The following is a 25,103-nucleotide window of genomic DNA, read 5'->3' on the forward strand; positions in this document are numbered from 1 at the left end:
TATCAGTCTTTTATCCTAATTTTTAACATCTTATTTTGTTGGTTTTCAATGAAATATGCTTTTTGTCATGTACTGAAGTAAATCGACTATAATTCCCACTGCGGGTTGATTGGCTTCTCTTAAAATGACATTGGCTGATTTTCGGCCAATGCCTTTTAATGCGGTTAAACCCTCCATCGTTAAGGGAATATTTTCGTTTTTTGAGATGGTTTTAGCTATTTCTAATAACCAGTTGGCTTTGGTCTCAACGTTTTTGACATTGGCAATATAAGGAATTAGAGCTGTTTTTTTAGCAACAGAAAGACTTTCTATACTCGGAAAATTTTGAAATAATAGGGAGGCAAGCGAATTGATATTCGCATCAGAGTCTTGCGCCGATAAAAGTACCATTACCATAAGTTGGTATCGGTTTTGATACGCTAATGGATGTTTTTTTCGGCTGTATTTTTCAAGAATTGGTGCTAAATTACTTTCCCAATTGGGGGTGTTTCCAAACAAGTCCATTGCGCTATTCTTTAAAATCTACCGATACCGAATTGACACAATACCGCTGTCCTGTTTGGGTTGATCCATCATTGAATACATGCCCTAAATGGCTGCCACAATTGGCACAGAGGATTTCGGTGCGTTGCATTCCGTGTGTTGAATCGGTTATGTAACTGACTTTGCCAGGAATAGATTCATCAAACGATGGCCAACCACAATGGGCATCGAACTTGGCTTTACTGTCAAACAGAGGTTCATTGCAGGCGCCACAGCAGTAGGTTCCTTTTTCAAAATGCAAATTGTATTTTCCTGTATGCGGGTATTCGGTTCCTTTTTGACGTAGAATTCGGTATCGTTCTGTTCCCAATTGTTCTAGCCATTCTTGCTCGTTTTTTTGTAACGGATAAGTCATAACATTTGTTTTTTTATGTAATTTAAAAATTTTTAAAAAGGAAAAAAGTATAGTTTTAAGCTTCTTTTAGAAACGAAATTACTTTGTTTATAACGGTGGTATCACCCAAAATTTTGCGATGACCCAATCCATCAGTGAGTACTAATTGACCGTTTTTTAAGTGCTTGTGAATGTGAATTCCAGCTTTTACGGGAACTTCGTCATCTGTAGTGTCGTGTAGCACTAGTACTGGAATAGAAAGCATTGCCGCAGCTTTATATGCTGAAAAATCATCCATTTTTTCGTTGTATTTTTTTTCAAAATGCAGCTTTAATTCAGTGGCAATATTGGGCTTCAATTCTAATTTAGCAATAAAATCATCCAAAATATCTTGTACAATATCGCCACTTCCTATGACGATTGCTTTATTGACTTTGAGTCCTTTTTTCAAAGCATTCAAAACTGCCATACCGCCTAACGAATGCCCAATGACTGCTTCAAATGGCCCATATTGCTGGTCAATTTCTATAATTGCGGCAATGAAATCGACCATTATGGTGGTGCTCCCAGGCGATTTTCCGTGTGCGGGTGCATCAAAACTAATTGTAGAATAGCCTTTAGCCAATAGCGCATCGGCAATTTTAAACAATTGGGTGCCTCTTCCTGACCAACCATGCACCAATAAAATTTTTCGGTTGGAGTTGCCATATTCATACACCATAACCGATTTGTGTATTGCTGGAATCCGAATTAAGTTTTGAATGCTTTTGCTATTCATTTCCAATTCTCTTTTGGGAAGCTTATGTTTTATGGGAGTTGTAAATAATTTTGCTGCAAATAGTGTTACTAATTTTGTCGAAATAAAAGCTAAAAAGCCACAAATAAGTAAAATAATCCTCGGAATTCTTAAAGATTGAGACCTATTTTTGTTTTTTTTTGTCATTAAAATAAATTTTTAATTGCATTACGATGTTCCCTTTTTTTTACTAAATTTAGAAAAACATAAAAGTACTATTATTTATGTTTTTTTTGCAAAAAAATAAGGGAATCAATAAAATTTTTCAACTACCAACGTTTGAGTTGGTTCTAAAAACGTTGCTTTTTTAATATTTAAAAGTTGTTTTTGATGCAATTAATCATTCTGGAACTAGCAGTAGTAAAACATATATATAAGTGTACAATTTAATAATTAACAAAAAATGAAACCAAAAAAGAAAAACGTTATCGCCATTATTTTAGGAGGAGGGCAGGGCTCTAGATTGTATCCGTTAACAGAAACTCGCTCAAAACCAGCTGTTCCAATTGGAGGGAAATATCGATTGGTTGATATTCCGATTTCGAATTGTATGAATTCCGATATTTACAGGATGTTTGTATTGACGCAATTTAATTCGGCTTCGTTGAATGCGCACATCAAGAACACGTATAATTTTAGTATTTTCAGTCACGCTTTTGTTGATATTTTAGCGGCCGAACAAACTCCGGATAATCCTACTTGGTTTCAAGGAACTTCGGATGCCGTACGTCAATGTATGCCTCACTTTTTGAATCATGAATTTGATTATGCGTTGATACTTTCTGGAGATCAATTGTACCAAATGGATTTTAACGAAATGCTCGAAGCGCATATACAAGCCGATGCCGATATTTCGATTGCGACATTACCTGTAAACGCCAAGGATGCACCAGAATTTGGGATTTTGAAAACCAATTCTGAGAGTTGTATTGAGTCTTTTATAGAAAAACCTGCTGCTGAATTGTTGCCAGATTGGGAGTCAGATGTGAGTGACGAAATGAAAAGCCAAGGCAAACATTATTTAGCTTCGATGGGGATTTACATTTTTAACAAAAAGTTGTTAGTTGAGTTGATGAAAAATCCAAATACCAAAGATTTTGGAAAAGAAATTATCCCACAAGCGGTGGGTCATCATAAAATATTAAGTTACCAATACGAAGGATATTGGACTGATATTGGTAATATTGATTCGTTTTTTGAAGCTAATATTGGCTTGACAAATGATATTCCGGAGTTTAATTTATTTGATAATGACAATAAAATTTTCACTAGACCCCGTTTATTGCCACCATCAAAATTCCAAAAAACGTTGATCGAAAAATCCTTAATTTCCGAAGGATGTATTATTCAAGCCCAAGAAATCCATAAATCAGTAATTGGAATTCGTTCTCGAATAGGCGAAGGAACCGTTATCCAAAATACGTATGTAATGGGTAACGACTTTTATCAAAGCATTGATGATATGAAAGATGATATTTATAACGACAGGCAACTCGTAGGAATTGGCGAGCGATGTTTTATAAACAACGCCATCGTTGATAAAAATTGCCGAATAGGTAATGATGTACACATTAATGGAGGCAAACATTTAGAGAATGATTCCAATAAATTGTATGCCATAAAAGATGGGATTGTTGTGATAAAAAAAGGAGCAGTGCTACCTAATAATTTCACAATATCTTAATTTTTTAGGATTATAAAAAAATCCAAAATTAGAGATCATATTCTTAAAATTAGCTCTTTATACCGCTTTTTTGTAATTGATATAAAAAGAGTTTGAGAACTAATAAAGAGTGTGGACTGTGAATTTTGGATTTTTTGCCTTATAATTGAATTCGCATTTCCTTTTTTTTAGAAAAAAAACAAACTAAACCTTCCAAATTGTAAAGATAAAAGGATTAGTTTTAGTAAATCGTTTTAAAATTTTTAATAATTGTTTCAAATTCGGCAATATTAATGAGAAAATAATAATTATATTGCTAAAGTTTCTTGAATATATAATATTTAGTAAATTACCAAGTCAAATTAAAAGTACAAAATGCAAAATCAAACTCGAATAATAATAGAAAATGTTTCGCCGCAATTGGATTGTGGTGCCAATGCCATAAAAAGAATTGTGGGACAAAAAGTTGTTGTTACCGCCGATTTATTTTCGGATGGGCATGATGTTTTAGAAAGTTGTGTGAAATTTAAGCATGAATCCGATGAATATAGTCAAGAAGTGCGCATGACTCCTACGGTTAATGATGAATGGATTGCTGAATTTAAAGTAGAAAAACAAGGATTTTATACCTATTATGTTGAAGGTTGGGTCGATTATGCCTTGAATTGGCAACACGGAACCGAACGAAAAATTCAAGACAATCAATATGTAAAGTCAGAATTACTGGAAGGGGCAGAGTATGTTCGTGCTATTCTTGCTCTCGCAACATCAGATGAAGTGGATTATTTGAACACGTTGGCCTATTATTTTACTACAGAATCCGAGTATGAAAATGCAATACGTGAAGCCACTTCGTATCGATTGAAAAGTTTTTTTAAAAAATATCCCATCCGTTTTTTAGAAAATAAATCGCTTGAATTAAAGGTGTATGTTGATCGAAAAAAAGCATTATTTAGTACTTGGTACGAGTTTTTTCCTAGGTCAGCATCGCCAGATGAAGGGCGTCATGGTACGTTTAAGGATTGCGAACGATTGTTGCAGCGCGTGGCCGATATGGGGTTTGATACCTTGTATTTCCCACCCATTCATCCCATTGGCGAAGTAAATAGAAAAGGAAAAAACAATGCAACAACTGCTGAATATGGTAATGTAGGTTCGCCTTGGGGAATTGGTTCCCATCACGGCGGACACCAATCAACGCATCCAGAATTGGGAACTATTGATGATTTTAAAGCATTGGTTCACAAAGCGCAAGAATTAGGGATAGAAGTTGCTATGGATTATGCCTTGCAAGCCGCACCAGATCATCCGTATGTAAAGGATTTTCCACAATGGTTCAAGTGGCGACCAGATGGAACGGTACAATATGCCGAAAATCCACCTAAAAAATACCAAGATATTCAGCCTATTTATTTTGAAAGTAGCGATTGGAAAAACCTTTGGAAAGAGTTACTAGATGTGGCTTTGTTTTGGATTGAAGAGTGCAACATCAAGATTTATAGAGTTGATAATCCGCATACTAAACCATTTTATTTTTGGGGATGGCTCATTGCCGAAATCAAGAAAAAACATCCTGATGTTTTGTTTTTGGCAGAAGCCTTTACACGACCAAAAATAATGAACGAATTGGCAAAGCAAGGTTTTAGCCAGTCGTACACTTATTTTACTTGGAGAAATTCCAAAAAGGAACTTACAGATTATGTGGAGGAATTGACACAGTCCGAACAAAAAGAGTTTTACCGTCCTAATTTTTGGCCCAATACGCCTGATATCAATCCATTTGCATTGCAAAGCGGTAACGAATCGGTTCACTTGCAAAAATATTTTCTTGCAGCTACTTTGAGTTCTAGCGTAGGGATTTACGGTCCCGTGTTTGAATATATGGTTTGTGCTCCAATGGCAGCTGGGAAAGAAGAATACCTAAACTCTGAAAAATACGAATATTACAAATGGAATTGGGAAAAGCAAAATAAATTGACTACCCTAATTACCAAAGTAAACGCCATTCGAAAAGAGCAAGATTCGTTGCAACAAACCAACAATATTGTTTTTTGTGATACTAATAATGAGCAAGTCATGGCTTATTACAAATTTGACGATAACAAGCAAAACGAAACATTGATGGTCGTAAGTTTAGATGCGTTTAATACCAGTCAAGCAATGGTTCGAATTCCGTTGGAGCAACTGGGGAATCAACCCATTCATGTTACGGATTTGATTACTGGAAACACCTATTTTTGGGACAAAGAATGGAATTTTGTTGTTCTTTCGCCTGAATTGCCTTTTCATTTATTTAAAATTCAGAAATAATGGTCGATAAAATTAACGAGGACGAATTTCAAAATCCTTTTGTCTTTAATGCCAATTGGAAAAATGCTTTTGAAGATGATGAATTTGTAAAGGTATTTTCTTCGGATATCCTTGAAAATTACATTATTAATAAACGCTGGTACGGTGGCAAAGCCAGTACATTGAAGTATATTGAAGTCGTAGATTCGTTTAAAATTGCTTCCAAGAAACATACCTATTACGGCGTTTTATTAGAAGTAAATTTCAAGGAAGCTTTTTATCAGCACTATTTTATGCCCATTTCATTCATGGCCGAGGAGGATTTGGACACCAACACCATAATTGCTCCCATCAAAATGAATGGTGTGGAAGGGTTTCTGGTAGATGCGTTGCACCAAGAGGATTTCAGGAAATTATTATTCGATAATATTTTAAATTCTAAAGAAAAAGAAGATTCCAAATTAAAGTTTCACAAAGGCGATAAATTGGATGCTATTGCGTACAAAACGTCCAAATTTATGGGCGTGGAGCAAAGTAATACGTCGATTATTTACAATGAATCCTTGGTTCTAAAAATTTTTAGACGCATCTACATTAGCATGAATCCTGATTACGAAATCAGTAGATTTTTGACCGAAAGGATGAATTTTAAAAGTTCACCAGCTTATACAGGAAGCATTAGCGTTGTTTTGACCGAAGGGAATATCACGCTTGGTTTGATGCAGGAATTAGTTCCCAATCAAGGCGATGCGTGGAAATTTATGTTGGAAGAAGTGGATCGAATTTTTGAAAGTTTGCATCACAAAAAAATCAAGATTCATAAACTACCCGATATTGCATTATTCGAAAGATTAAAAATCAATGATATACCGCATGAAATAATAGATTGGGCTGGTTTAAGTATTTTTATGCGTACAAAAACACTCGCCACTCGAACCGCCGAAATGCACATTGCATTAGGGAGTGATATTCACGAAACGGCTTTTACACCCATTACCTACAATGGCGATTATTCGGTTTGGTTGAAAAATAGATTGACGTATCAATTTCAAAACCGCTTGAATATTCTGGAAAACAATTTGCACAAACTAGATGGATTGGCTCTTGAATTAGCCAATAAATTTTTGGATCATAAAAAAGACATTCGGAAAGCATTTTTAGATTTTGATTGGACCAAAATGAAATCAGAACGCATCAGGATTCATGGGGATTTTCATTTGGGACAAGTTTTAGTCAACGGCGAAGATTTTTATTTACTTGATTTTGAAGGAGAACCAGAAAGTACCATTCGGGATCGTAAGGTAAAACAGCCGCCATTAAAGGATGTAGCAGGCATGTTTAGATCGTTTCATTACTCGATTTATGCCACCTTATTCAATAATAAGGACAAATATCCATTTGAGCAAAAGGATTTATTTCATGCTGGCGAAATTTTGTATAAATATTTTGTTGGCGTATTCTTGCAAACCTATACCGAAGTCGCTCAAGGCGAAAATCTAAATATTGGATACAAGAAAGAAATTGATTTTCTATTAAAATATTGCTTGTTAGAAAAAGCAGTTTACGAGTTGGGGTATGAGCTCAACTCACGGCCACGCTGGTCTGTAATTCCGTTGACTGGAATTGCGAGTATTATGAATTTTGATTAATAACAGTTACTTATAGCAATATACAACCCATTATAACAATGAACAAAGTACAACCACATTCGCTTTTTACAGATTTTGATATTGATTTATTCAAAGCGGGAAAACATTTTAGATTATACGAAAAACTAGGCGCGCATCTTATCGAAGTCGATGGGGTCAAAGGTGTTTATTTTGCAGTTTGGGCACCATCAGCCCGATCCGTTTCGGTAATTGGCGATTTTAATTATTGGATTCAAGGCGAGCATTCATTGCAAGTACGCTGGGATTCCTCTGGAATTTGGGAAGGATTTATTCCTGGAATCGAGAAAGGAACCACGTATAAATACAAAATACAATCTAATAATGGGGGGATTATTACCGAGAAAGCCGATCCATTTGCTTTTTACTGCGAAAAACCACCACATACCGCATCTGTAATTTGGGATTTAGAGTACAAATGGAAGGATGAGAACTGGATGGAAACTCGCAAAGTGACTAATGCGCTGGACAAACCCTATTCCGTTTACGAGGTGCATTTGGGTTCTTGGAAACGCCATGAAAAAGAAAATCGGTTTTTGACGTACTTGGAATTTGCTGATGATTTAGTACAATACGTTCAAGAAACAGGTTTCACGCATGTGGAATTTATGCCTATAATGGAATATCCGTATGATCCGTCTTGGGGATACCAATTAGTAGGTTATTTTGCGCCCACTTCTCGTTTTGGGCAACCACAGGATTTTATGGTCTTGGTGGATAAATTGCACCAAGCAGGAATTGGAGTGATTTTGGACTGGGTTCCGTCACATTTTCCTGATGACGCACACGGTTTAGGCTTTTTTGATGGCTCTAATCTTTTTGAGCATCCTGATCGTAAAAAAGGGTATCATCCGGATTGGAAAAGTTTGGTTTTTAATTATGGTCGTAATGAAGTGCGTTCTTTTTTGATTAGTAATGCCTTGTTTTGGTTACAATATTACCACGCCGATGGGCTTCGAGTAGATGCTGTAGCCTCGATGTTGTATTTAGATTATTCCCGTAAAGACGGGGAGTGGGAGCCTAACATTTATGGGGGTAGAGAAAATCTAGATACCATAAGTTTCCTAAAAGATTTCAATGAAGCTGTGTATTATAATTATGAAGGCGTACAAACAATTGCCGAGGAAAGTACCTCTTTCCCTATGGTTTCTCGACCTACATTTGCTGGCGGATTGGGTTTTGGGATGAAATGGATGATGGGTTGGATGCACGATACCTTGGAATATTTCCAGAAAGAAACCGTGTATAGAAAATACCATCAAAATGATTTGACCTTTTCGATGACGTATACGTTCTCTGAAAATTTTATGTTGCCTCTTTCGCATGATGAAGTCGTGTATGGCAAAAAATCTATTGCGGGTAGAATGCCGGGAGATGAATGGCAAAAATTTGCCAATTTGCGTTTGCTTTATGGCTATATGTTTACGCATCCGGGTACCAAATTGTTGTTTATGGGAAGCGAATTTGGACAAAGTAGCGAATGGAATTTTGAAGGAAGTCTAGATTGGCATTTGTTGCAATACCCGTATCACGAGGGCGTAAAACGCTTGATTACCAAGTTGAATGAGTTGTACAAAACGGAACCAGCCTTGCACGAAAAACAATTCAGTCCCGAAGGATTTGAATGGATTAACTATTCCGATCATCAAAATGCCGTTATGAGTTTTATACGAAAAGGAAATAAACCCAAAGAAGACGTGATTGTAGTATGTAATTTTACCCAAGTGGTGCGTGCTAATTATAGAATTGGGTTGCCCAAAAAAGGAAAATTAGTGCCTATTTTCAATAGTGACGATACCACCTTTGGCGGAAGCGGTGTTCAAAATCCGAGTAAATTACTCATTGAAGCCACTCCTTATGATGGTAGAGATTATTCGGCTGAATTGCTTTTACCTCCTTTGTCAGTAACGGTTTTCAAGATTTTGTAACGTATTTTTAGCATAATTTAAAATCCTATTCGGTGTTTCTTTATAATTTTATAAAGAACATGGAATAGGATTTTTTAGTTACATAATCGCAGATGGATTAGATTTCCTTTTCTATTTCAATAATTTGTTCTGCTAAATCGGAGTATTCTTTGGAGAGTTCCGTGATTTCTCTTTCGGTTTTTTCTTCAGCATTCATTACGGTATTTCTGGCGCCTTCGCTGGTTGCTACCAATTCGTTAAGCTTGAGATGCAATGATCCAGAGAACCGGTTGAATGATTTTTGAATGATGAATAAACTCAAAAACGTCACTCCAAAAATAATGTCACCAATAATTTGGTGCACATCAATGGCGGTATAAAAACTATTAGTCCACCATACAATAACCATTATAAAGGCAAGTATGAAGCTAATGGGATTTCCTAGAATCATCGTGGCATAAGAGGTTAATTTTTCGAAGATGATTTCGCATTGACTGTATATTTTCATTGTGATTTATGTTTTCAAAGTGCTGGATTAGAGCTGGATGTGCTGGGTTTTGACTATGTTACTTTTTATCTTCTGGTTTACGTAGGTATACATTAGTAGTTTCTTTTTCGGGAAAAAGGAGTGCTACTACTGGTGCTGTGTTCTCCTGCAAGGCTGATTTTAAATGATTGTTAATCATTTTTTGATGCCATAATACTTTTGTTTTGGTGTTTTTTGGTTGTTTTTGGACATCTTCGTTTTTCATTTTTATTTTGTTTTAGAAGAGAATTTTAGGGTTTGTAGCATAACAAAGTTCCTTTTTCTTTGGCAAATAAAAGTTCTATAATTATGGATTTTAGTTGTGTTATTACCACTTTTTATAGTTTGCCTTGAAAAGCATTTTAGTTGTTAAAATCCTATAAAACAAGAAAAGGACTGTTGAAATCAACAGCCCTTTTCACCCAAATTTAAAAAAAAACCTCAACCTTATTGTTTCGTATTAATACGATGTTTTCAATTCTACTCTTCTGTTTTTGGCACGACCTAACGCTGTTTTGTTAGAAGCAATTGGTTTGCTTTCTCCAAAACCTATGGCAGTCAATCGAGACTCCATAACTCCTTTGTTCGCTAGGTATTTTTTGACAGACTCTGTACGTTTTTGCGATAAGTTTAAGTTAAAATCATCACTACCATTGCTATCAGCGTGACCTTCTATCAATAAATTAGCTCCTTCGTAACGGTTAAGTATGGTGGCTAGTTCGTCAAGTTGTACTAATGAACCCACTTTAAGTTTGTCACTACCATTTTCGAAGAAAATTTTGCTACCAATGTATGTAATACGTTTGGCATCTTTTGGAGTGATATCTGGACATCCTTTGTTTTCGATAGTTCCTTTTTGAGTAGGACAACGGTCATCAATATCAGCTACACCATCGCCATCGGTATCAGGACATCCTTTTAAGCTCATTGGGCCAGCAATATCTGGACAACGATCCTCATCATTTACAGTACCATCTTTGTCATTATCCATTGGGCAACCCATGGCATCTACTTTTACTCCCATTTTGGTATTAGGACATTTATCATCGGCATCGGCTACACCATCGCCATCGGTATCAGGACAACCATTAAGAGCGATTGTTCCAGCAGTATCGGGGCATTTATCATCTTTATCAGCTACACCATCATTGTCACGATCAGGACAACCATTAAGTGCTAGCGTTCCAGCGGCATCAGGGCAAGCGTCTAAATAATCAGCTACACCATCTTTATCACGGTCTAATGGACAACCTGTTTTGTCAACCGCAACTCCTACTGGAGTATCTGGACATTTGTCCTTACTGTCCGAAACACCGTCATTATCAAGATCATTTTTGGCACCAAAATTAAAAGTTAGCCCCACCATGTGTGATAAGTACGCATCGTTTTTGCCTTTATTTACGCCATCTCTTCTGTCTTTGTTCATAAAACTAAAGGTTTCTTGCAAATTAAGATTTATAGCAGGACTTAATCTAAAATTGACACCACCACCAGCTGTTGGTAAGGCATAGTCAATTTTTGCTTGATGAAAATTGACATCATTGTCAAATAAAATAGCACCAACACCACCAAATACGAAAGGTCTAACGGCATATTCTGGTCCTAATAGATTAAGACGAAGATTGAATGACGCAGCATTAAAATCGCTTTTGAAACTTCCAGTTGTACTATTGTACCCTATTGTTCCTTTGGTTAATAAAATCGAAGCATCAAAATACCGACCTAAATACCTTGAAATAGAAAGTCCTCCAAAACCATAAAAGGCTTTATCCGTTTTGTAAAAATTATTTCCTAAATCACCGTGGTATTGTGTCACTCCTGTATGAAGACCAATATTCCATTTCTTGTCTTCAGTTTGTGCTTTTGTAACGAGTGTAAATGCGAGGCACGTACATAAAAATAGTAGTTTTTTCATTTTGTTTTGTTGTTAAATTATTTATACAAAGGTGCTACACTACTGGCTATAACTTGTTATATAACTTTTGGGATAAGTTGCAATATTCACATATTTAGCTTCTGGATAGGTATTGTTGTTGCTTATAAATGCAAGAAAGTCTATAACTACTGGTTTATTCGTAGGTATAGACTTTTTTTGATTAAGATAAAAAGTGGTATTTTGAGTGCTGTTGAGTTGGTAAAAAGATGCAACTACTTTTTTTGAAATTACAAAATAGTGTGTTTGTTTTCAATAAAATCTTCTATGGATTTCTTGAAATCTTCCTGATGCAATTCGATGGTGTTGCTTTCGTTAGTTGTTGTTTCGGGAACAATTCTCGCCGTTATTTTGCCCACCCTACAATGACTTCTTGATATTGTTGCTGTTTCGGTTATTGCTGTTTTCATGCTGTTACGTTTTATTTTAGTTAACTTAAATACCGCCTTAAAATCCATGCCATGGTTTCGTGATCTTGCATCATTCCAGTCATAAAATCAACTGTTCCAGCATCTTTATTTTCTTGAGAACAAAGGGTTATGTCTTTGCGCAACTCTATGATTATGGTTTCCTGATCGCCTAACAATTCTTTGATCATTTCTTTTTGAGTAGGATAGTGACCAGGGAATTCTTTAAGTCTTGTCATTTCCGAAAACTCTTTCAAGGTTCCTATTGTTTTTCCGCCCAATTTGTTAATCCGTTCGGCAATTTCATCAATAGATTCCTCTAATTGTTTGTATTGATTTTCGAATAATTTGTGCAATTCCATAAAACTTTCGCCAGAAACATTCCAATGAAATTTTCGGATTTTAATGTACAAAGTCATTTGATCGGCTAAAATAGAAGATAGAAAGGTGATGCTTTTTTCTAAATTTTTTTCGGAAATTCCAATTGCTGGTTGCATAGTTTACATTTTAGTTGCTAGATATCAGTTATATAGCGTTACAAAGGTGCAACTCTTTGTGGCTTTATTTGTTACACTATTTGTGTAAGAAGTTGTATCATTCACACATAAACCGTATGCTATAAATAGGAGTATTTGCTCTGGAATCCAGTAAAATCAGGACTATAAGACTAAAATTCTAGTTTTGGAATCAGGAATACCTTTGCATTAGCTCGAATGCTCATTGTTGGAACATGGGACTCCATTGTTTGAACACGAGAGGCTATTACTTGAGTCTGACCTGCCATTGTTTCAGTCGGAGATGCCATTGTTTGAACACGAGATGCTATTGTTTGAACACGAGACGCTATTGTTTGAACACGAGATGCTATTGTTTGGTCAAAAGATGTCATTGTGTCAGTTTTAGGCAGTGTTGTTTACATGCTATTGCTAGTAACAGCGAGTTATTGCCCTGTTGGCGTATAGTTAACTCAAAAACGGCTGATAAAATAGAAATGTAACATTCTTTTTAAAAAGCATACTCATATAAAAGTATCCATTTAAAAAGTAATTTTCATGCAAAACATTTCAAGACGTTCATTTGTAAACAAATTTGGTTTAGGCGTTGGTGCGTCAGTGGTCATTACAACGCTACCCTCATTTATAACGCAGTCAGTAAAACAGAAAAAATCCTATACGGGAAAGAAATTAAATATAGCGCTTTGCGGTTTAGGTAATTACGCAACTATGTTAGCCTCTGGAATAGCAGTTTCTGAATATTGTAATCTAGCAGGAATTGTTACGGGTTCTCCTGAAAAAGCTTTAAAGTGGAAAGCCCAATACAATATTCCCGATAAAAATAGTTATAATTATCAAAATTTTGACGAAATAATTCATAACAAAGACATCGATTTAGTTTATGTTGTTTTGCCTAATGGTTTGCACAAAGAGTTCGTAATTCGAGCAGCAAAAGCAGGTAAAAATGTAATTACCGAAAAACCAATGTCTATTTCTGTTGCAGATTGCCAAGAAATGATCAAAGCGTGTAACGAAAACAAGGTTCAATTGGCTGTTGGTTATCGTTTGCATTACGAACCTACACATTTAGAAATTAAACGATTAGGACAAGAAAAAGTTTTTGGACAAGTTCGATTCATAGAAGCCTCACTTGGATACAAAACCTATGACACGCTTGACAAAACAACTATTGTTGATAAAAAAAACGATTGGAGACTGAATAAAAAATTATCAGGCGGAGGACCATTAATGGATTTGGGTATTTATTGCATTCAAGCTAGTCGTTATGTTTTGGGAGAAGAACCAATTGCTGTTACTGCCCAATTTGGTACTGTCAATAATAAAGATCGATTTTCAGAAACTGAAGAATCAATTTCTTGGCAAATGGAATTTCAAAGCGATGCGATTTCCAACTGCACTACCTCTTGCGGTTTCGATACGAATCGGTTTTACGCAGTTGCCGACGAAGGTTCGTTTGAATTAAGTCCAGCTTTGAGTTATGGTCCTTTTGTAGGTAAAACATCGGCTGGAGTATTAAAATTTCCTGAAATAAACCAACAGAAAACACAATTGGATGAAATATGTAAATTGTTGTTAGCAAATAAAAAATTACCAAATCATATCACAGGAGCAGAGGGATTAAAAGATGTTAGCATTATTAACGCCATATATAAAGCTGCAAAAACTGGAAAAAAGATTTCTCTAAAATAGAAAATTAGGAAAGCTAAATCATGGTAGAACCAATTTTTATTGCACAATACTAATCTCTTTATCATTATTTGCAAATAAAAAAGGATTCTTCGCCTAAAACAGTGGAATTTTAAGAAGGCATTTGTTTCAGGTATTAAAAGAATCTGCTAAATCTGCTAAATCTGCGTGAAAAATGGCACGCAGATTTAGCAGATTAATCAAATGAGTTGGTTATCGAAATTTGATTTTCCACTAATTATGGCGAAGAGCCTAAAAAAGGCATTCCAATACTATTTTGAATGTCCTTTTTTTATGATGTATTGTAGCCTAACTTTTTTTTGGTAAAAGCGGGACGCATCGCACTAGCCTAATGTTTACCTATGCTAGTGAGGGTTGGGAGAAGCATCGTGTTACATTCGATCCATGTACCAATGGAGTTGTTTTTCCATTTTTTTGTATGTAAAAATAGTTCCAATAATTTTTTGTAATCGTACAAATGCCGTTTCACTTTTTACGACATAGTCAAATGCTTGATGGTGCATGCAGTCTATAGCTACTTCAATTCGATCTTGGCTAGAAAGCATTACAACTGGAGTTTCTGCGTTGTGGGCTTTTATTTTATCCAAAGTTTGAATCCCATTTATAGCACTTGTATCAATGCCGTCAAGTTGGTAATCTAAAATAACTACATCTGGATTACGGTCTAAATTTGCAAGGCAAAGTTCCCCTGTGGCATAGGTTTCTAAGATAAAATCGGCATGATCTAGAAACTCTATTTCTAAACTTTTTAGAAACAAAGCATCATCGTCGACCAAGAATAGTTTTATTTTTTTTTCGGTAGTCATTATAGCATATTTTTTATAGTGGTTAATTCTATTTGTAACTCGGTGCAAGCTTGTAAACAAATACTTTCTATTGTAGCAACTAGGGCTTCAATAACTTCTAACTCTTGTTGTGTTTTGGCAATTTCTTGTATTTTTTTGGCACTGTTTTCAAATTTGGTGCTGATGCCCATAATCGAGAATGACGGAATCATTTTATGAACCGCAGCGTGCAAAAGCTGCCAATCTTGATCCTTAAAACTTTGTTTCATAGACTCGATTAAAAGCGGTGTTTGTACTAAATAAATGGTTATCATTTCGGACATTAATTTGGGATTGGATTTGGTGCGTTGTCTCAAATAGCTCAAATTGGTACATTTTTCACTTTTTTGGTTTTCTAATTGGTCGGGTATTTTTTGGATTGGTTTTTTGACTAAACCCACAATTTTGTTGAACAATAATTTTTCGTCTAATGGTTTTGCTACATAATCATTCATGCCAACCGCCCTACATTTTGCAACGTCAACCGTGGTAACATCAGCCGTTAAGGCAATAATAGGAATATCTAATTGCAAGGTGTTTCTAATGTATTCTGTAGCTTCAAAGCCATTCATTTCGGGCATTTGCAAGTCCATCAAAATAATATCGTAGCTGTTGGTTTCCAGTTTTTCGACTGCGAGTTTGCCGTTGGCAGTTATATCGCATTCAAAACCAAAATCGTCTAGCACAGTTTTCATCAACAATTGATTGAGCGGCATATCCTCGACAACCAATACTTTGATGCTTTTGATGGTTGCATCCAATTCGATTATTTCGATATCCGAAACTGCTTTTTCTTTGGTTTTTTGAAACGGCAAAACAAAGCTAAAAGTCGAGCCACGTCCCAAGGTACTTTCGACTATAATGCTACCGCCTTGGGCTTCGACCAACTGTTTTACAATGGCAAGACCCAAACCAGTACCGCCAAACAAGCGCGAGGTATCGCTAGTTGCTTGCTGAAAATTCTCAAAAACACTAGCTATTTTGCTATTGTCAATGCCTATTCCAGTATCCGTAATGGCGAATTGTATAGTTACTTTTTCGGTCTCATCCGTTAGGAGTTTTGTGCTTACTGTAATTGCTCCTAATGCCGTAAATTTAACGGCGTTGCTTACTAAATTGAGTATTATTTGATGCAATCGTACGGGATCTCCAATTAAAACTTCGGGAATAGCCGAGTCGTATTGGGTTACTAATTTTAGATTTTTTTCTTGTATTTTGGTTTCAAATAAATGCAACATCGATGAAATTGACATTTTTAATTTGAACGGAGTTTCTTCAAAAGTCATTTTTCCGGCATCGACTTTGGCCAAATCCAAAATATCATTGATCAAAACAATCAAGGCATCGCCACTCATTTTTATGGCGGTAAGGTATTCTTTTTGTTTGGAGGTCAAATCAGTTTTAAGCACTACTTTGGTAAAACCAATAATAGCGTTCATGGGAGTCCTAATTTCATGACTCATATTAGACAAGAATTGTTGCTTTGATTTTACGGCGATATGGGCAGTTTGAGTGGCAAATTCTGCTTTGATTTTGGCTTCTTCGGCGATTTCGGTGGCTAATTCAGCAAAAACTCTGGCTTCGATAAGTTCTTTTTCAATTCTTTTTTGCTCGGCAATATCCCGTGCTACAATGACCACACCTAGTACGTTTCCGAAATCATCTTTATACACCGATCCGTTAAAAAGGACATCGGTCAATTTGCCATCACTACGAAGTAGCGTCAAGGGCGAATCCGCTACGGATCCTTTGGCAAAAACTTCCTGATAAACTTCGCGAGCCATTTGTTGGTTTGTAAAATAATCAAAAAAGTCCGACCCAATTAATTTTTCACGCTCAATCCCAGTGATTTTTACGGTGGCTTCATTAGAATCGGTAATTTTTCCTTCGGTATTTATGGTAACCAATGGATCCAAACTCGCTTCGATCAAACTCAAGGAATACTTGGATAATCGGTTTTGTAAATGCGTAAAATTTTCTAATTCATTAGTTCTAAAGCGTTGATTGCGAACAATTATAATAACTAGTAAAATGGTAATGGCAATAAAAACCAAAAGTAAAATAAACAAATTGTTCGTACTTGAAGTGCTTTTGCTGTTTTCTAATTTTCGATGCGTAAGTAGTTGTGATTCTTCCGAGTTGATTCGGTCGATAATGCTCCGAATAGAATCAGTTAAAAATTTTCCTTCCAACAAGGTTGCTATTTTTTCGGCTTCGTTCCAATTGCCTTTTTGCTTGAGCAGGATAACTTTTCTAGAATACAGCAAGCGATGCGCTATGATTTTGCGCAAGGAATCAATCCTAATTTGCTGGGATGGATTGTCGCTGGTGTGTTTTTTTAAATTAGCAATATTGTGACTAATGGTTTGTATCGATATCTTGTAAGGAGACAAGAACGTTTGTTGACCAGTTATGACAAATCCACGAGTACTGGTTTCAATATTTAGAACATCCATTAGGACTTTGTCACTCATTAATTGCACTTCGATGGTGTGATCTATTAAGCTATTGGTTTGTTTTACTTTTAACGTGTTGTTGTAATAAAAAATCAATATGCATACTAATGCAAGGACTGCAAAAAAATAAAATAGATTCGTTTTTTTTTCGAATGCATTTGACATAAAAAAGTAAGTATTTGCATTCGCTATTTGTTACAAAAGGGTAACACGGATGTTGTTATAAAAAATAAAAATCGAAACCAATTTTATAAAAAACAGTTATGATTCATCTTTAATGGTTTTAATTAATCCCATTCCTGAAACAAAAAACACCACGCCTAAAACTCCATATATAACAAGCATTTTGATATCTCGATCGCTATCAACGCTATTCAAAAACAAGGTTGCGGTATAAATAAGTGCTGCAATTCCTAGTAAAGTTAGGAGTACTCCAAAGATTCTTTTAATATTCATAATATTGATTTTTAAATAGTTGCACTATTGTTGTTGTGCTTTTTGAGCGGTTAATTACCAATTTCTTCAATTGGGCTGCGGCGTTTATTTTTTAATTGTTTAAAATGCGAAGGCGAAAGTCCGGTTACTTTCTTGAACTGACTTGATAAATGTGCTACGCTGCTATAGCCCATTTTCCAAGCGATTTCTGTGATGTTGAGTTCGCCATAAATAATCAATTCTTTGATGCGTTCCGTTTTATGCGAAATGATAAATTGCTCAATTGTGGTTCCTTGCACTTCTGAAAAAAGATTTGATAAATAGGTGTAATCGTGGTTGAGTTTTTCTCGCAAATAATCCGAAAAATTTATTTTTATTACTTCATTGGAGTGGTGAACCATTTCTATAATGACGTTTTTTATTTTCTCGATTAGCATGGCTTTTTTATCATCCATTAATTCCAAACCCGAATCTAATAAAACAGCTTTTAGTTGTTCTCGCTGGAACATAGAAATAGTCTCCATAATTTCTACCTCGCCTAAATCGACTACAATATAATGCAGACCAAGTTTTTTTAATTCTTCTTTAACCGCCATTTTACATCGGTTGCTTACCATATATTTTATGTATAGTTTCAAATTTTGGGGCTGTTTTTTGGGGTTAATTATAAGGAATAATTATTCATTTGGGCATGCTAAAAAAAGTAGCAATAAGCAATTATTCCTTTTGGTAAAGGAAAGCCTTATATTGAAGTTGCTGTTATACTTTTAGGTGCAAAAGTTATATAATTCACACATTTAAAAAAAGTGAAAAGCGCTATAAAGTCATGAAAAATAGTGACTTGCTATTCTACTATTTAATTAAAAAAAAACGAACGAAGGTATTCGAATTGCAGTAAAAAATAAAAAATCAGGAGTATAGGTATTAGTTTTCGATTTTTAATAACAAGTTAGGGTCGGGGCAATTTTTTAAATAAAAAGCCAACTCATTTTTGCTGCTAACGCCTGGATAATCTCCTTTTTTAGCTCCCAAATCATGAATAATTTGAAAATGCAAATGTGGTGCATAATCCCCATTTACGGTAGATTCTCCCAAAGTGGCTATTTGTTGTCCTTTTTCAAAAAAGGTTCCAACGGTAAGATTGGTAAGACTTTCTAGAGATAAATGCCCGTATAAAGTATAAAAAGTTAGGTTTTCTAGTTGATGTTCTAAAATTATAGTTGGTCCGTAATCGCCTAAATTGGCATTGTTAGCAAAGCTGTGTATGCTGCCATCAATCGCTGCCAAAACAGGAGTTCCAGCAGCAATCCATACGTCTAAACCAATGTGAATGTTGCGCTCCTCGGTATCCGAGTCTTTAAAAACAGTACTTCGCTTGTATAAATTGCGCTCTTCATTGTAACCGCCAAAACCAACTTTTGAGTTGTTTAGAGCCAACTTGTTTTGAATGAATTCCTCAAATGTTGTAGCATTACCAAGATCTAATTGTAATAACTCCGCATTGTTCACTGATAAATCTAACGGCATATACTCGCTGTAATCAAGTTCTTGGGCGATTACTTTTACATTTATAATTTTTTGGAGTAGGGTTTCTAGTGCTGTCATTTGGACTAATTTTCAATAATTAAATGTAACACAAAAAATGCCAATGTAACCCATTTACATTGGCATTAAAATAAATATTAAAAATGAAAATTTTAATATAAAACAGGAAATTTAGATGGACTTACCTCGTGTATCATGGTGTATACTTTCTCAAAAATATCTTCGGAAGAGGGTTTCGAAAAATAATCGCCATCTGTGCCATAAGCTGGTCGGTGCGCTTTGGCAGTCAAGGTTTGTGGCTTGCTGTCTAGATACGAATAGCCGTCTTGGTTCTCGATTATTTGTTGCAAAATATAAGCAGAAGCTCCACCCGGTACATCCTCATCGATAACGAGAAGGCGGTTGGTTTTGATAACACTTTTTACAATATCATGATTGACATCAAAGGGCAATAAGGATTGGATATCAATAATTTCGCAATCTATACCCACTTCCAGTAGTTCTTTTGCGGCTTGTTCTACCAAACGCAACGTTGATCCATAGGATACTAATGTGATATCCGTTCCTTCTTTTAAGGTTTCGATAACTCCAATGGGGGTTTTGAAATTGCCGTAGTTCAAAGGCATTTTTTCTTTCAAACGGTAGCCATTTAAACATTCGATTACCAAGGCTGGTTCATCGCATTCTAGAAGTGCGTTGTAGAAACCAGCGGCTTGTGTCATGTTGCGAGGCACCAAAACGTGTATCCCTCGAATCGCATTGATAATCATTCCCATGGGTGATCCTGAATGCCAAATGCCTTCTAAACGGTGACCACGAGTGCGAATAATCAACGGTGCTTTTTGTCTGCCTACCGTTCTATATTGTAAGGTTGCGAGATCATCACTCAAGATTTGAATAGCATAGAGTAAATAATCTAAATATTGAATTTCGGCAATTGGGCGCAAACCACGCAAGGCCATTCCTATTCCTTGTCCTATAATTGTGGCTTCTCGAATGCCTACATCGGCAACACGTAGTTCTCCGTATTTTTCTTGCATTCCTTCAAGACCTTGGTTGACATCGCCTATGGTTCCTGCATCTTCCCCAAAAATTAATGTTTCGGGATATTTGGTAAACAAAGCATCAAAATTATCTCTCAAAATCATGCGCCCATCCGTATCGGCTATGGCATGGTGGCCGTATTCGGGCAATACTTTTTGTACTGAAAAAATATTTTTATCAGATTCAGAGTGCAAGTTGCTACTGAATTTTGATTGCGTTTTTTGCGTAAAATCAATAATCCATTGTCCCAATTCTTCTTGTCCACTTTCGTTAACAACCAAGCGTATTATTTTACGAGCGGCAACTAGCATTTCCTTTTTCAGGGGATTTTTCAGGCTTTTTAAATCGGTTATGAGTTGGGCAATGGCTTCTTTATTTTTACTATCTCGAGCTGTTTTTTCTAATAGCAGTACCAGTTTTTTTTGCTCCTCGATGATGGGTTCTATAAAGGTATTCCAGGCTATTTTTTTAATTTCCAGCACCTCTTTTTTGGCTTTCAAATCAATGGCTTCCAATTCCTCTGGCGATGCAATATTGATGGCAATCATCCACAATCGCATTTGGCGAATGCAGTCAAATTCTTTCTCCCAAGCCAATCTTGCCCCATCCTTGTAGCGCTCATGTGAGCCAGAACTGGAATGTCCTTGTGGTTGTGTCAACTCGTCTACGTGAATTAAAACAGGAATGTGATTTTTGCGAGCAATGGCAGCGGCTTTCTCATAAACAGCAATCAACTCTGCATAATCCCAGCCTTTTACTTTTATAATTTCAAAACCATTGGTGTTGGTTTCTCTTTGATATCCTTTTAGGATTTCCGAGATGCTTTCTTTGGTAGTTTGGTGTTTGGCATGAACCGATATTCCATATTCATCATCCCAAACACTCATGATTAGCGGTACTTGCAAGACACCAGCGGCATTGATGGTTTCAAAAAATATCCCTTCGGATGTGCTTGCATTTCCTATTGTTCCCCAAGCAATTTCGTTTCCGTTTTGGGTGAAATTTTGGGTATTGGGTATTCCTGTTACTTGTCGGTATATTTTTGAAGCTTGCGCTAATCCCAGTAATCGGGGCATTTGAGCAGCAGTGGGGGAAATATCGGCACTTGAATTTTTTTGTTGGGTTAAGTCTTTCCAACTCCCGTCTTGGTTCAAACTATGGGTTACAAAGTGTCCGCCCATTTGTCTTCCTGCGGACATGGGCTCTTGGTTGATATCCGTATGACCATACAAACCTGCAAAAAATTGTTGCACTGTCAATTCGCCTATTGCCATCATAAACGTTTGGTCGCGGTAGTAACCTGAACGAAAATCGCCGTTCTTAAACGCTTTGGCCATTGCTAATTGTGGTACTTCTTTTCCGTCACCAAAAATCCCAAATTTTGCCTTTCCAGTTAATACTTCTTTACGACCTAATAGGCTACATTCTCTGCTTGTTATAGCAATGGTGTAGTCTTTTAAAACTTCGGTTTTGAAATCTTCAAAGGTCAATGCCGTAGTGGTTGGTTCTTTTATCATAATTAAAAAGTATCACTTTAAAGCGCAAATTTAATTAAAAACTACCTATTATCATAATTCCTTAAAGAAAATACAATTAAATTATTTTCAATAAAATCCAAAAATAAAGGGTTTAATTTTACCATATTACCGTAAAAAAACAGCTTTTATTAGCAATTACTCAACAAAAAATCACAAAATCGGGTATTTTAAAACCATTTTCTGGTAAAAAGACTAGTTAATTTACTAGGGTCTAGTGTGATAACAAAGCGTATTTTTTCGTTGTATTTATTTTGGGATATTTCCCAACCATTAGTAGAATACACTGGAAAATATAGCTCAAAATAATCCGTTACTAAATTGAGCCGAATCCCACTATCATAGACAAATTGGGTCGCTGTATTTTTGCTTTTTATACCGCCTAAATCACCATAAAAATCAATCCATTTCCAGATGGAATAACTGGCATTCAAAGTGCTAATCCATTGATTGGCATAAGCGGGTTGCATTTTTGACTTAAAACCGCCTTCGGCCAAAATAAATTGTCGGCTAAAAAAACCTGTGCTTTCGGATCTGCCATAATAATTGTAATCAAAAAGGTAATCCGTAGGGCGATCTAAAGCAAAACTAAAAAAATCAGAATGGGAATTATTGTATAAAAAATGACCAGCATAGACCCGCAAATTGATTTCGTGCTTGTTTTCAAATAGTTTTCGGTATTGCATTTCTCCAGAAAGTTTTCCAAATTGTTTGGACAGTTGAAAATCACCCGTAAAGCTGACGTGGTTGGTAACTTCGGTTTTTGAATTGATGTATTTGGCATCAAAAACCGAATAATTTTGAGCCGAATTATCCGTAATAAACATACTTTTTTCTCGGTTTACAATTACTTGCCTGAACAAAAACACTTGTTTTCTATTGTCTCTAAAATTGGGATTTCTAATTTGCAATTGCACCATTGGATTTAATTTAAAATACGTGGCATCTGGTGCATAATGAAAATAGGAACTGCCTATAGAATACCGAATTGCATACAAATTGCGATCTCGAAAATCTTGATGCAAAGCAAAAGATGCCGACCCCGAAAGCGTTTGTGTCTTAAGCGAATAGGTAGGATTCAAATCAAATGTGAACGGCTTGTTCAAAATGGTCTTGTTATGAAACCGAATGCCAGGCGTAAAACCATCGTATACATTAAAACTCATAATAGGGGCATACAAAATTTGATTGTAATAAGGATCTTCTAAATCCTTCATAAAAGCAAATTTTATAGGACGATTATTAGGAAAAAAGCCCTCTAGTTTTTTCCAATTGTTTCTTAAATTGTATTCTGGAACCTCGTTTTTATAGTTCAAAATAATTTTATCGGCATCGAGTCTAGGAATGGTAAAAGTACCATTGGAAGCTTCATCGGCTTCCAGCCATTTTTTAAAAACAATATTCCCATTTTTTACCCCATAAACAGGAACGGGAACCAAGGCATTGGTTTTGTTTTTTATCGAAAAAGTCACACTATCCTTCGTTTTTGATACCGCCGAGAATTTGTAATCAATCAAATCCCGAGAATAAATGACGGTTTTAAAAAACCAATCGATATTTTTAGGCGTATTTGATTTTATAAGCGTTTCGAAATCGAGCGCATTGGTTTCTTTTTTTTGATTCAAACTATAAAATTCCTGCATGCTTTTGTCTACAATTCCGTTGTCAAGGTAATTATCCAAAAACCGAAAACTCAATCCAGCTCTGTATTTACTGGCAATTTGTTCGTTAAATTTTATCAACGTATTTTTGGGCGCACCAAGCGCTTGATCCAAGTTTTTGCGAGCCATAAGCATGTAAAAATAGCTGTATTGCTCATTGAAATCTAAATTCACTAAATTATAACTTTTCAATAATTTGAGCGTTGCGCCACTTCCCATCATTTTGCTATTGGGATGATTTTCATCGATGTATTTCATCATAGCATAAATTTGAATGCCATCATAAATCCAATTGTCTTTTCGAGGATCCAATCGCAAACTGTATTTTAAATAGTTGTTCAAGTAGGTTTTTAAGAACTTAATTTCAAACAAAAATTCATCGGTAAATGGGCTGATAAACGGCGGTAACTGATTCAAACCATAAAATGGATTTCGTTCATAATCAGTTTGTGAAACCAGTATTTTTTGGTGCGGATAATTTCCAAGTAATGCGTTTGTAAAATGTACAATTTTATCAATTACGATTGCTTTTTGAATTTCGTCTAACTTGTTGTCCTTTAGATTAGTATTTACATCAATCAAAGCGTTCTTGTAACTCGTAAAACTAGATTTTGGTTCTATAAAAAGACTGAAATCAGTTCTGTTTTCGCCTTTTAAATGATAGGTTGTAAAAGTGGCATCGGTAACGGCAGAATCGGTATCTAGATCTGTAGTGGCTTCGAAACTTTTAGGAATTTTTAGCGCAATAGAATAATCCACAACCGAGTTGGCAATATCATCTAAATTGGCATTGCTGGCTATCGTAAAAGCGTGATTTTCGAATCGGGCAGGAGCAAAGAACCAGTTCTTGAGGTTCATTCCACCTGAATTGGAGTACCCATATTTGGTGAATTTATCGCTAGGAATCTTTATGCTGTATGTGAGGTGTAGCGTTGTTTTTTGGTTAGGTAGTAGTTTTTCTCGCAGGTGCACAACAATAACATCTGGATTTTTTTCGGGTCTGTCCCAAGGCAAAAACAACGTATTGTTGTCGATAATGGTAATTGTATTAGTGTTACCACGTTCTTCTTTTTTGGCCAAATGAAAACCTCTATAAAATTCATCCGAAAATCGGTTGGCCAAGGGTGTATTTTTTTCGGAATAGGCATTATTCCAGTCGTTGAGCACAATTGTAGTCAACGTATCGCTCGACAAATTAGTAAAAGTAAGCGCTTGCTGAATGTGTAGCGTTTGTTTTTCTAAATTGACTTCAACAATCATTTTAGACTGATTTTGCCCGTACTGGATGGCCGTTACGAACAAAAAAAGAATATAAA

21 protein-coding genes are annotated in these 25,103 nt (G+C 35.7%); 5 read left to right on the forward strand and 16 right to left on the reverse strand.

The genetic code is table 11. From position 1 onward, the window contains the following. Positions 1–45 precede the first annotated feature (45 nt). Genes FNW21_RS14490 through FNW21_RS14500 form a run of 3 tightly spaced genes read right to left on the reverse strand, consistent with a single transcriptional unit; the run spans position 46 to position 1,820 of the window. Positions 46–504: an endonuclease III domain-containing protein gene (locus FNW21_RS14490; RefSeq protein ID WP_144257474.1), complete on the reverse strand. Its 459-nt coding sequence runs from the start codon at positions 502–504 to the stop codon at positions 46–48. 4 nt (positions 505–508) lie between these two features. Then, positions 509–898, reverse strand: coding sequence for a peptide-methionine (R)-S-oxide reductase MsrB (gene msrB, locus FNW21_RS14495; RefSeq protein WP_144257475.1), 390 nt, complete (start codon positions 896–898; stop codon positions 509–511). A 55-nt stretch (positions 899–953) separates the two neighbouring features. Continuing rightward, complete coding sequence (locus tag FNW21_RS14500) at positions 954–1,820, reverse strand: alpha/beta fold hydrolase (RefSeq protein WP_144257476.1); 867 nt, start codon at positions 1,818–1,820, stop codon at positions 954–956. 256 nt (positions 1,821–2,076) lie between these two features. Here FNW21_RS14500 and FNW21_RS14505 point away from each other — a divergent pair, with 256 nt between their 5' ends. The 4 genes from FNW21_RS14505 (at position 2,077) to glgB (ending at position 9,220) form a co-directional block, all read left to right on the forward strand. Further along, positions 2,077–3,357, forward strand: coding sequence for a glucose-1-phosphate adenylyltransferase (locus FNW21_RS14505; protein ID WP_144257477.1), 1,281 nt, complete (start codon positions 2,077–2,079; stop codon positions 3,355–3,357). Between the two features lie 354 nt (positions 3,358–3,711). Further along, complete coding sequence (locus FNW21_RS14510) at positions 3,712–5,646, forward strand: alpha-1,4-glucan--maltose-1-phosphate maltosyltransferase (protein WP_144257478.1); 1,935 nt, start codon at positions 3,712–3,714, stop codon at positions 5,644–5,646. Beyond that, a complete protein-coding gene (locus tag FNW21_RS14515; protein ID WP_144257479.1) occupies positions 5,646–7,274 on the forward strand; it encodes a trehalose synthase in 1,629 nt (542 codons plus the stop codon). The genes FNW21_RS14510 and FNW21_RS14515 overlap by 1 nt, the downstream gene beginning before the upstream one ends. A 38-nt stretch (positions 7,275–7,312) precedes the next feature. Continuing rightward, the gene (glgB, locus tag FNW21_RS14520; RefSeq protein WP_144257480.1) at positions 7,313–9,220 is read left to right on the forward strand and encodes a 1,4-alpha-glucan branching protein GlgB; all 1,908 of its coding nucleotides are present in this window, start codon (positions 7,313–7,315) and stop codon (positions 9,218–9,220) included. 97 nt (positions 9,221–9,317) lie between these two features. Here the strand turns inward: glgB and FNW21_RS14525 are convergent, their stop codons facing one another. From FNW21_RS14525 to FNW21_RS16380, 6 genes are all read right to left on the reverse strand, one after another. Then, positions 9,318–9,707 carry a low affinity iron permease family protein gene (locus tag FNW21_RS14525; RefSeq protein WP_144257481.1) on the reverse strand — a complete coding sequence of 130 codons (390 nt, stop codon included), beginning with the start codon at positions 9,705–9,707 and terminating at the stop codon, positions 9,318–9,320. A 58-nt stretch (positions 9,708–9,765) separates the two neighbouring features. Next, positions 9,766–9,951 carry a hypothetical protein gene (locus FNW21_RS14530; protein ID WP_144257482.1) on the reverse strand — a complete coding sequence of 62 codons (186 nt, stop codon included), beginning with the start codon at positions 9,949–9,951 and terminating at the stop codon, positions 9,766–9,768. A gap of 234 nt (positions 9,952–10,185) precedes the next feature. Next, positions 10,186–11,640, reverse strand: coding sequence for an OmpA family protein (locus FNW21_RS16745; protein ID WP_144257483.1), 1,455 nt, complete (start codon positions 11,638–11,640; stop codon positions 10,186–10,188). 248 nt (positions 11,641–11,888) lie between these two features. Next, on the reverse strand, positions 11,889–12,068 hold the full coding sequence (locus FNW21_RS14540) for a hypothetical protein (protein WP_144257484.1): 180 nt from the start codon (positions 12,066–12,068) through the stop codon (positions 11,889–11,891). A gap of 20 nt (positions 12,069–12,088) precedes the next feature. Then, positions 12,089–12,562 carry a Dps family protein gene (locus tag FNW21_RS14545; RefSeq protein ID WP_144257485.1) on the reverse strand — a complete coding sequence of 158 codons (474 nt, stop codon included), beginning with the start codon at positions 12,560–12,562 and terminating at the stop codon, positions 12,089–12,091. A gap of 170 nt (positions 12,563–12,732) precedes the next feature. Further along, a complete protein-coding gene (locus FNW21_RS16380; RefSeq protein WP_185963941.1) occupies positions 12,733–12,870 on the reverse strand; it encodes a hypothetical protein in 138 nt (45 codons plus the stop codon). A gap of 247 nt (positions 12,871–13,117) precedes the next feature. On the opposite strand from FNW21_RS16380, the gene FNW21_RS14550 reads away from it, so the two are divergent. Continuing rightward, positions 13,118–14,269 (forward strand): Gfo/Idh/MocA family protein, encoded by a 1,152-nt coding sequence (locus FNW21_RS14550; protein WP_144257486.1) that lies wholly within the window; start codon positions 13,118–13,120, stop codon positions 14,267–14,269. Between the two features lie 389 nt (positions 14,270–14,658). On the opposite strand, the gene FNW21_RS14555 is transcribed toward FNW21_RS14550, so the two are convergent. The 7 genes from FNW21_RS14555 to FNW21_RS14585 all read right to left on the reverse strand — a co-directional run bounded on the left by FNW21_RS14555 (position 14,659) and on the right by FNW21_RS14585 (position 25,047). Beyond that, positions 14,659–15,093, reverse strand: a complete 435-nt coding sequence (locus tag FNW21_RS14555; protein ID WP_144257487.1) for a response regulator — start codon at positions 15,091–15,093, stop codon at positions 14,659–14,661. Then, entirely contained in the window at positions 15,093–17,732 is a 2,640-nt protein-coding gene (locus FNW21_RS14560; RefSeq protein ID WP_144257488.1) for a CHASE3 domain-containing protein, read from the reverse strand. The genes FNW21_RS14555 and FNW21_RS14560 overlap by 1 nt, the downstream gene beginning before the upstream one ends. Before the next feature lie 96 nt (positions 17,733–17,828). Beyond that, positions 17,829–18,023: a hypothetical protein gene (locus FNW21_RS14565; RefSeq protein ID WP_144257489.1), complete on the reverse strand. Its 195-nt coding sequence runs from the start codon at positions 18,021–18,023 to the stop codon at positions 17,829–17,831. 50 nt (positions 18,024–18,073) lie between these two features. Next, on the reverse strand, positions 18,074–18,619 hold the full coding sequence (locus FNW21_RS14570; RefSeq protein WP_144257497.1) for a helix-turn-helix domain-containing protein: 546 nt from the start codon (positions 18,617–18,619) through the stop codon (positions 18,074–18,076). 307 nt (positions 18,620–18,926) lie between these two features. After that, positions 18,927–19,607: a peptidoglycan DD-metalloendopeptidase family protein gene (locus FNW21_RS14575; RefSeq protein ID WP_144257490.1), complete on the reverse strand. Its 681-nt coding sequence runs from the start codon at positions 19,605–19,607 to the stop codon at positions 18,927–18,929. 92 nt (positions 19,608–19,699) lie between these two features. Further along, positions 19,700–22,108: an alpha-ketoacid dehydrogenase subunit alpha/beta gene (locus FNW21_RS14580; protein ID WP_144257491.1), complete on the reverse strand. Its 2,409-nt coding sequence runs from the start codon at positions 22,106–22,108 to the stop codon at positions 19,700–19,702. A 188-nt stretch (positions 22,109–22,296) separates the two neighbouring features. Further along, a complete protein-coding gene (locus tag FNW21_RS14585) occupies positions 22,297–25,047 on the reverse strand; it encodes a gluzincin family metallopeptidase (RefSeq protein ID WP_144257492.1) in 2,751 nt (916 codons plus the stop codon). Between the last annotated feature and the right edge of the window lie 56 nt (positions 25,048–25,103).

The sequence above is a fragment of the Flavobacterium restrictum genome, assembly GCF_007097245.1.
Lineage (GTDB): Bacteria > Bacteroidota > Bacteroidia > Flavobacteriales > Flavobacteriaceae > Flavobacterium > Flavobacterium restrictum.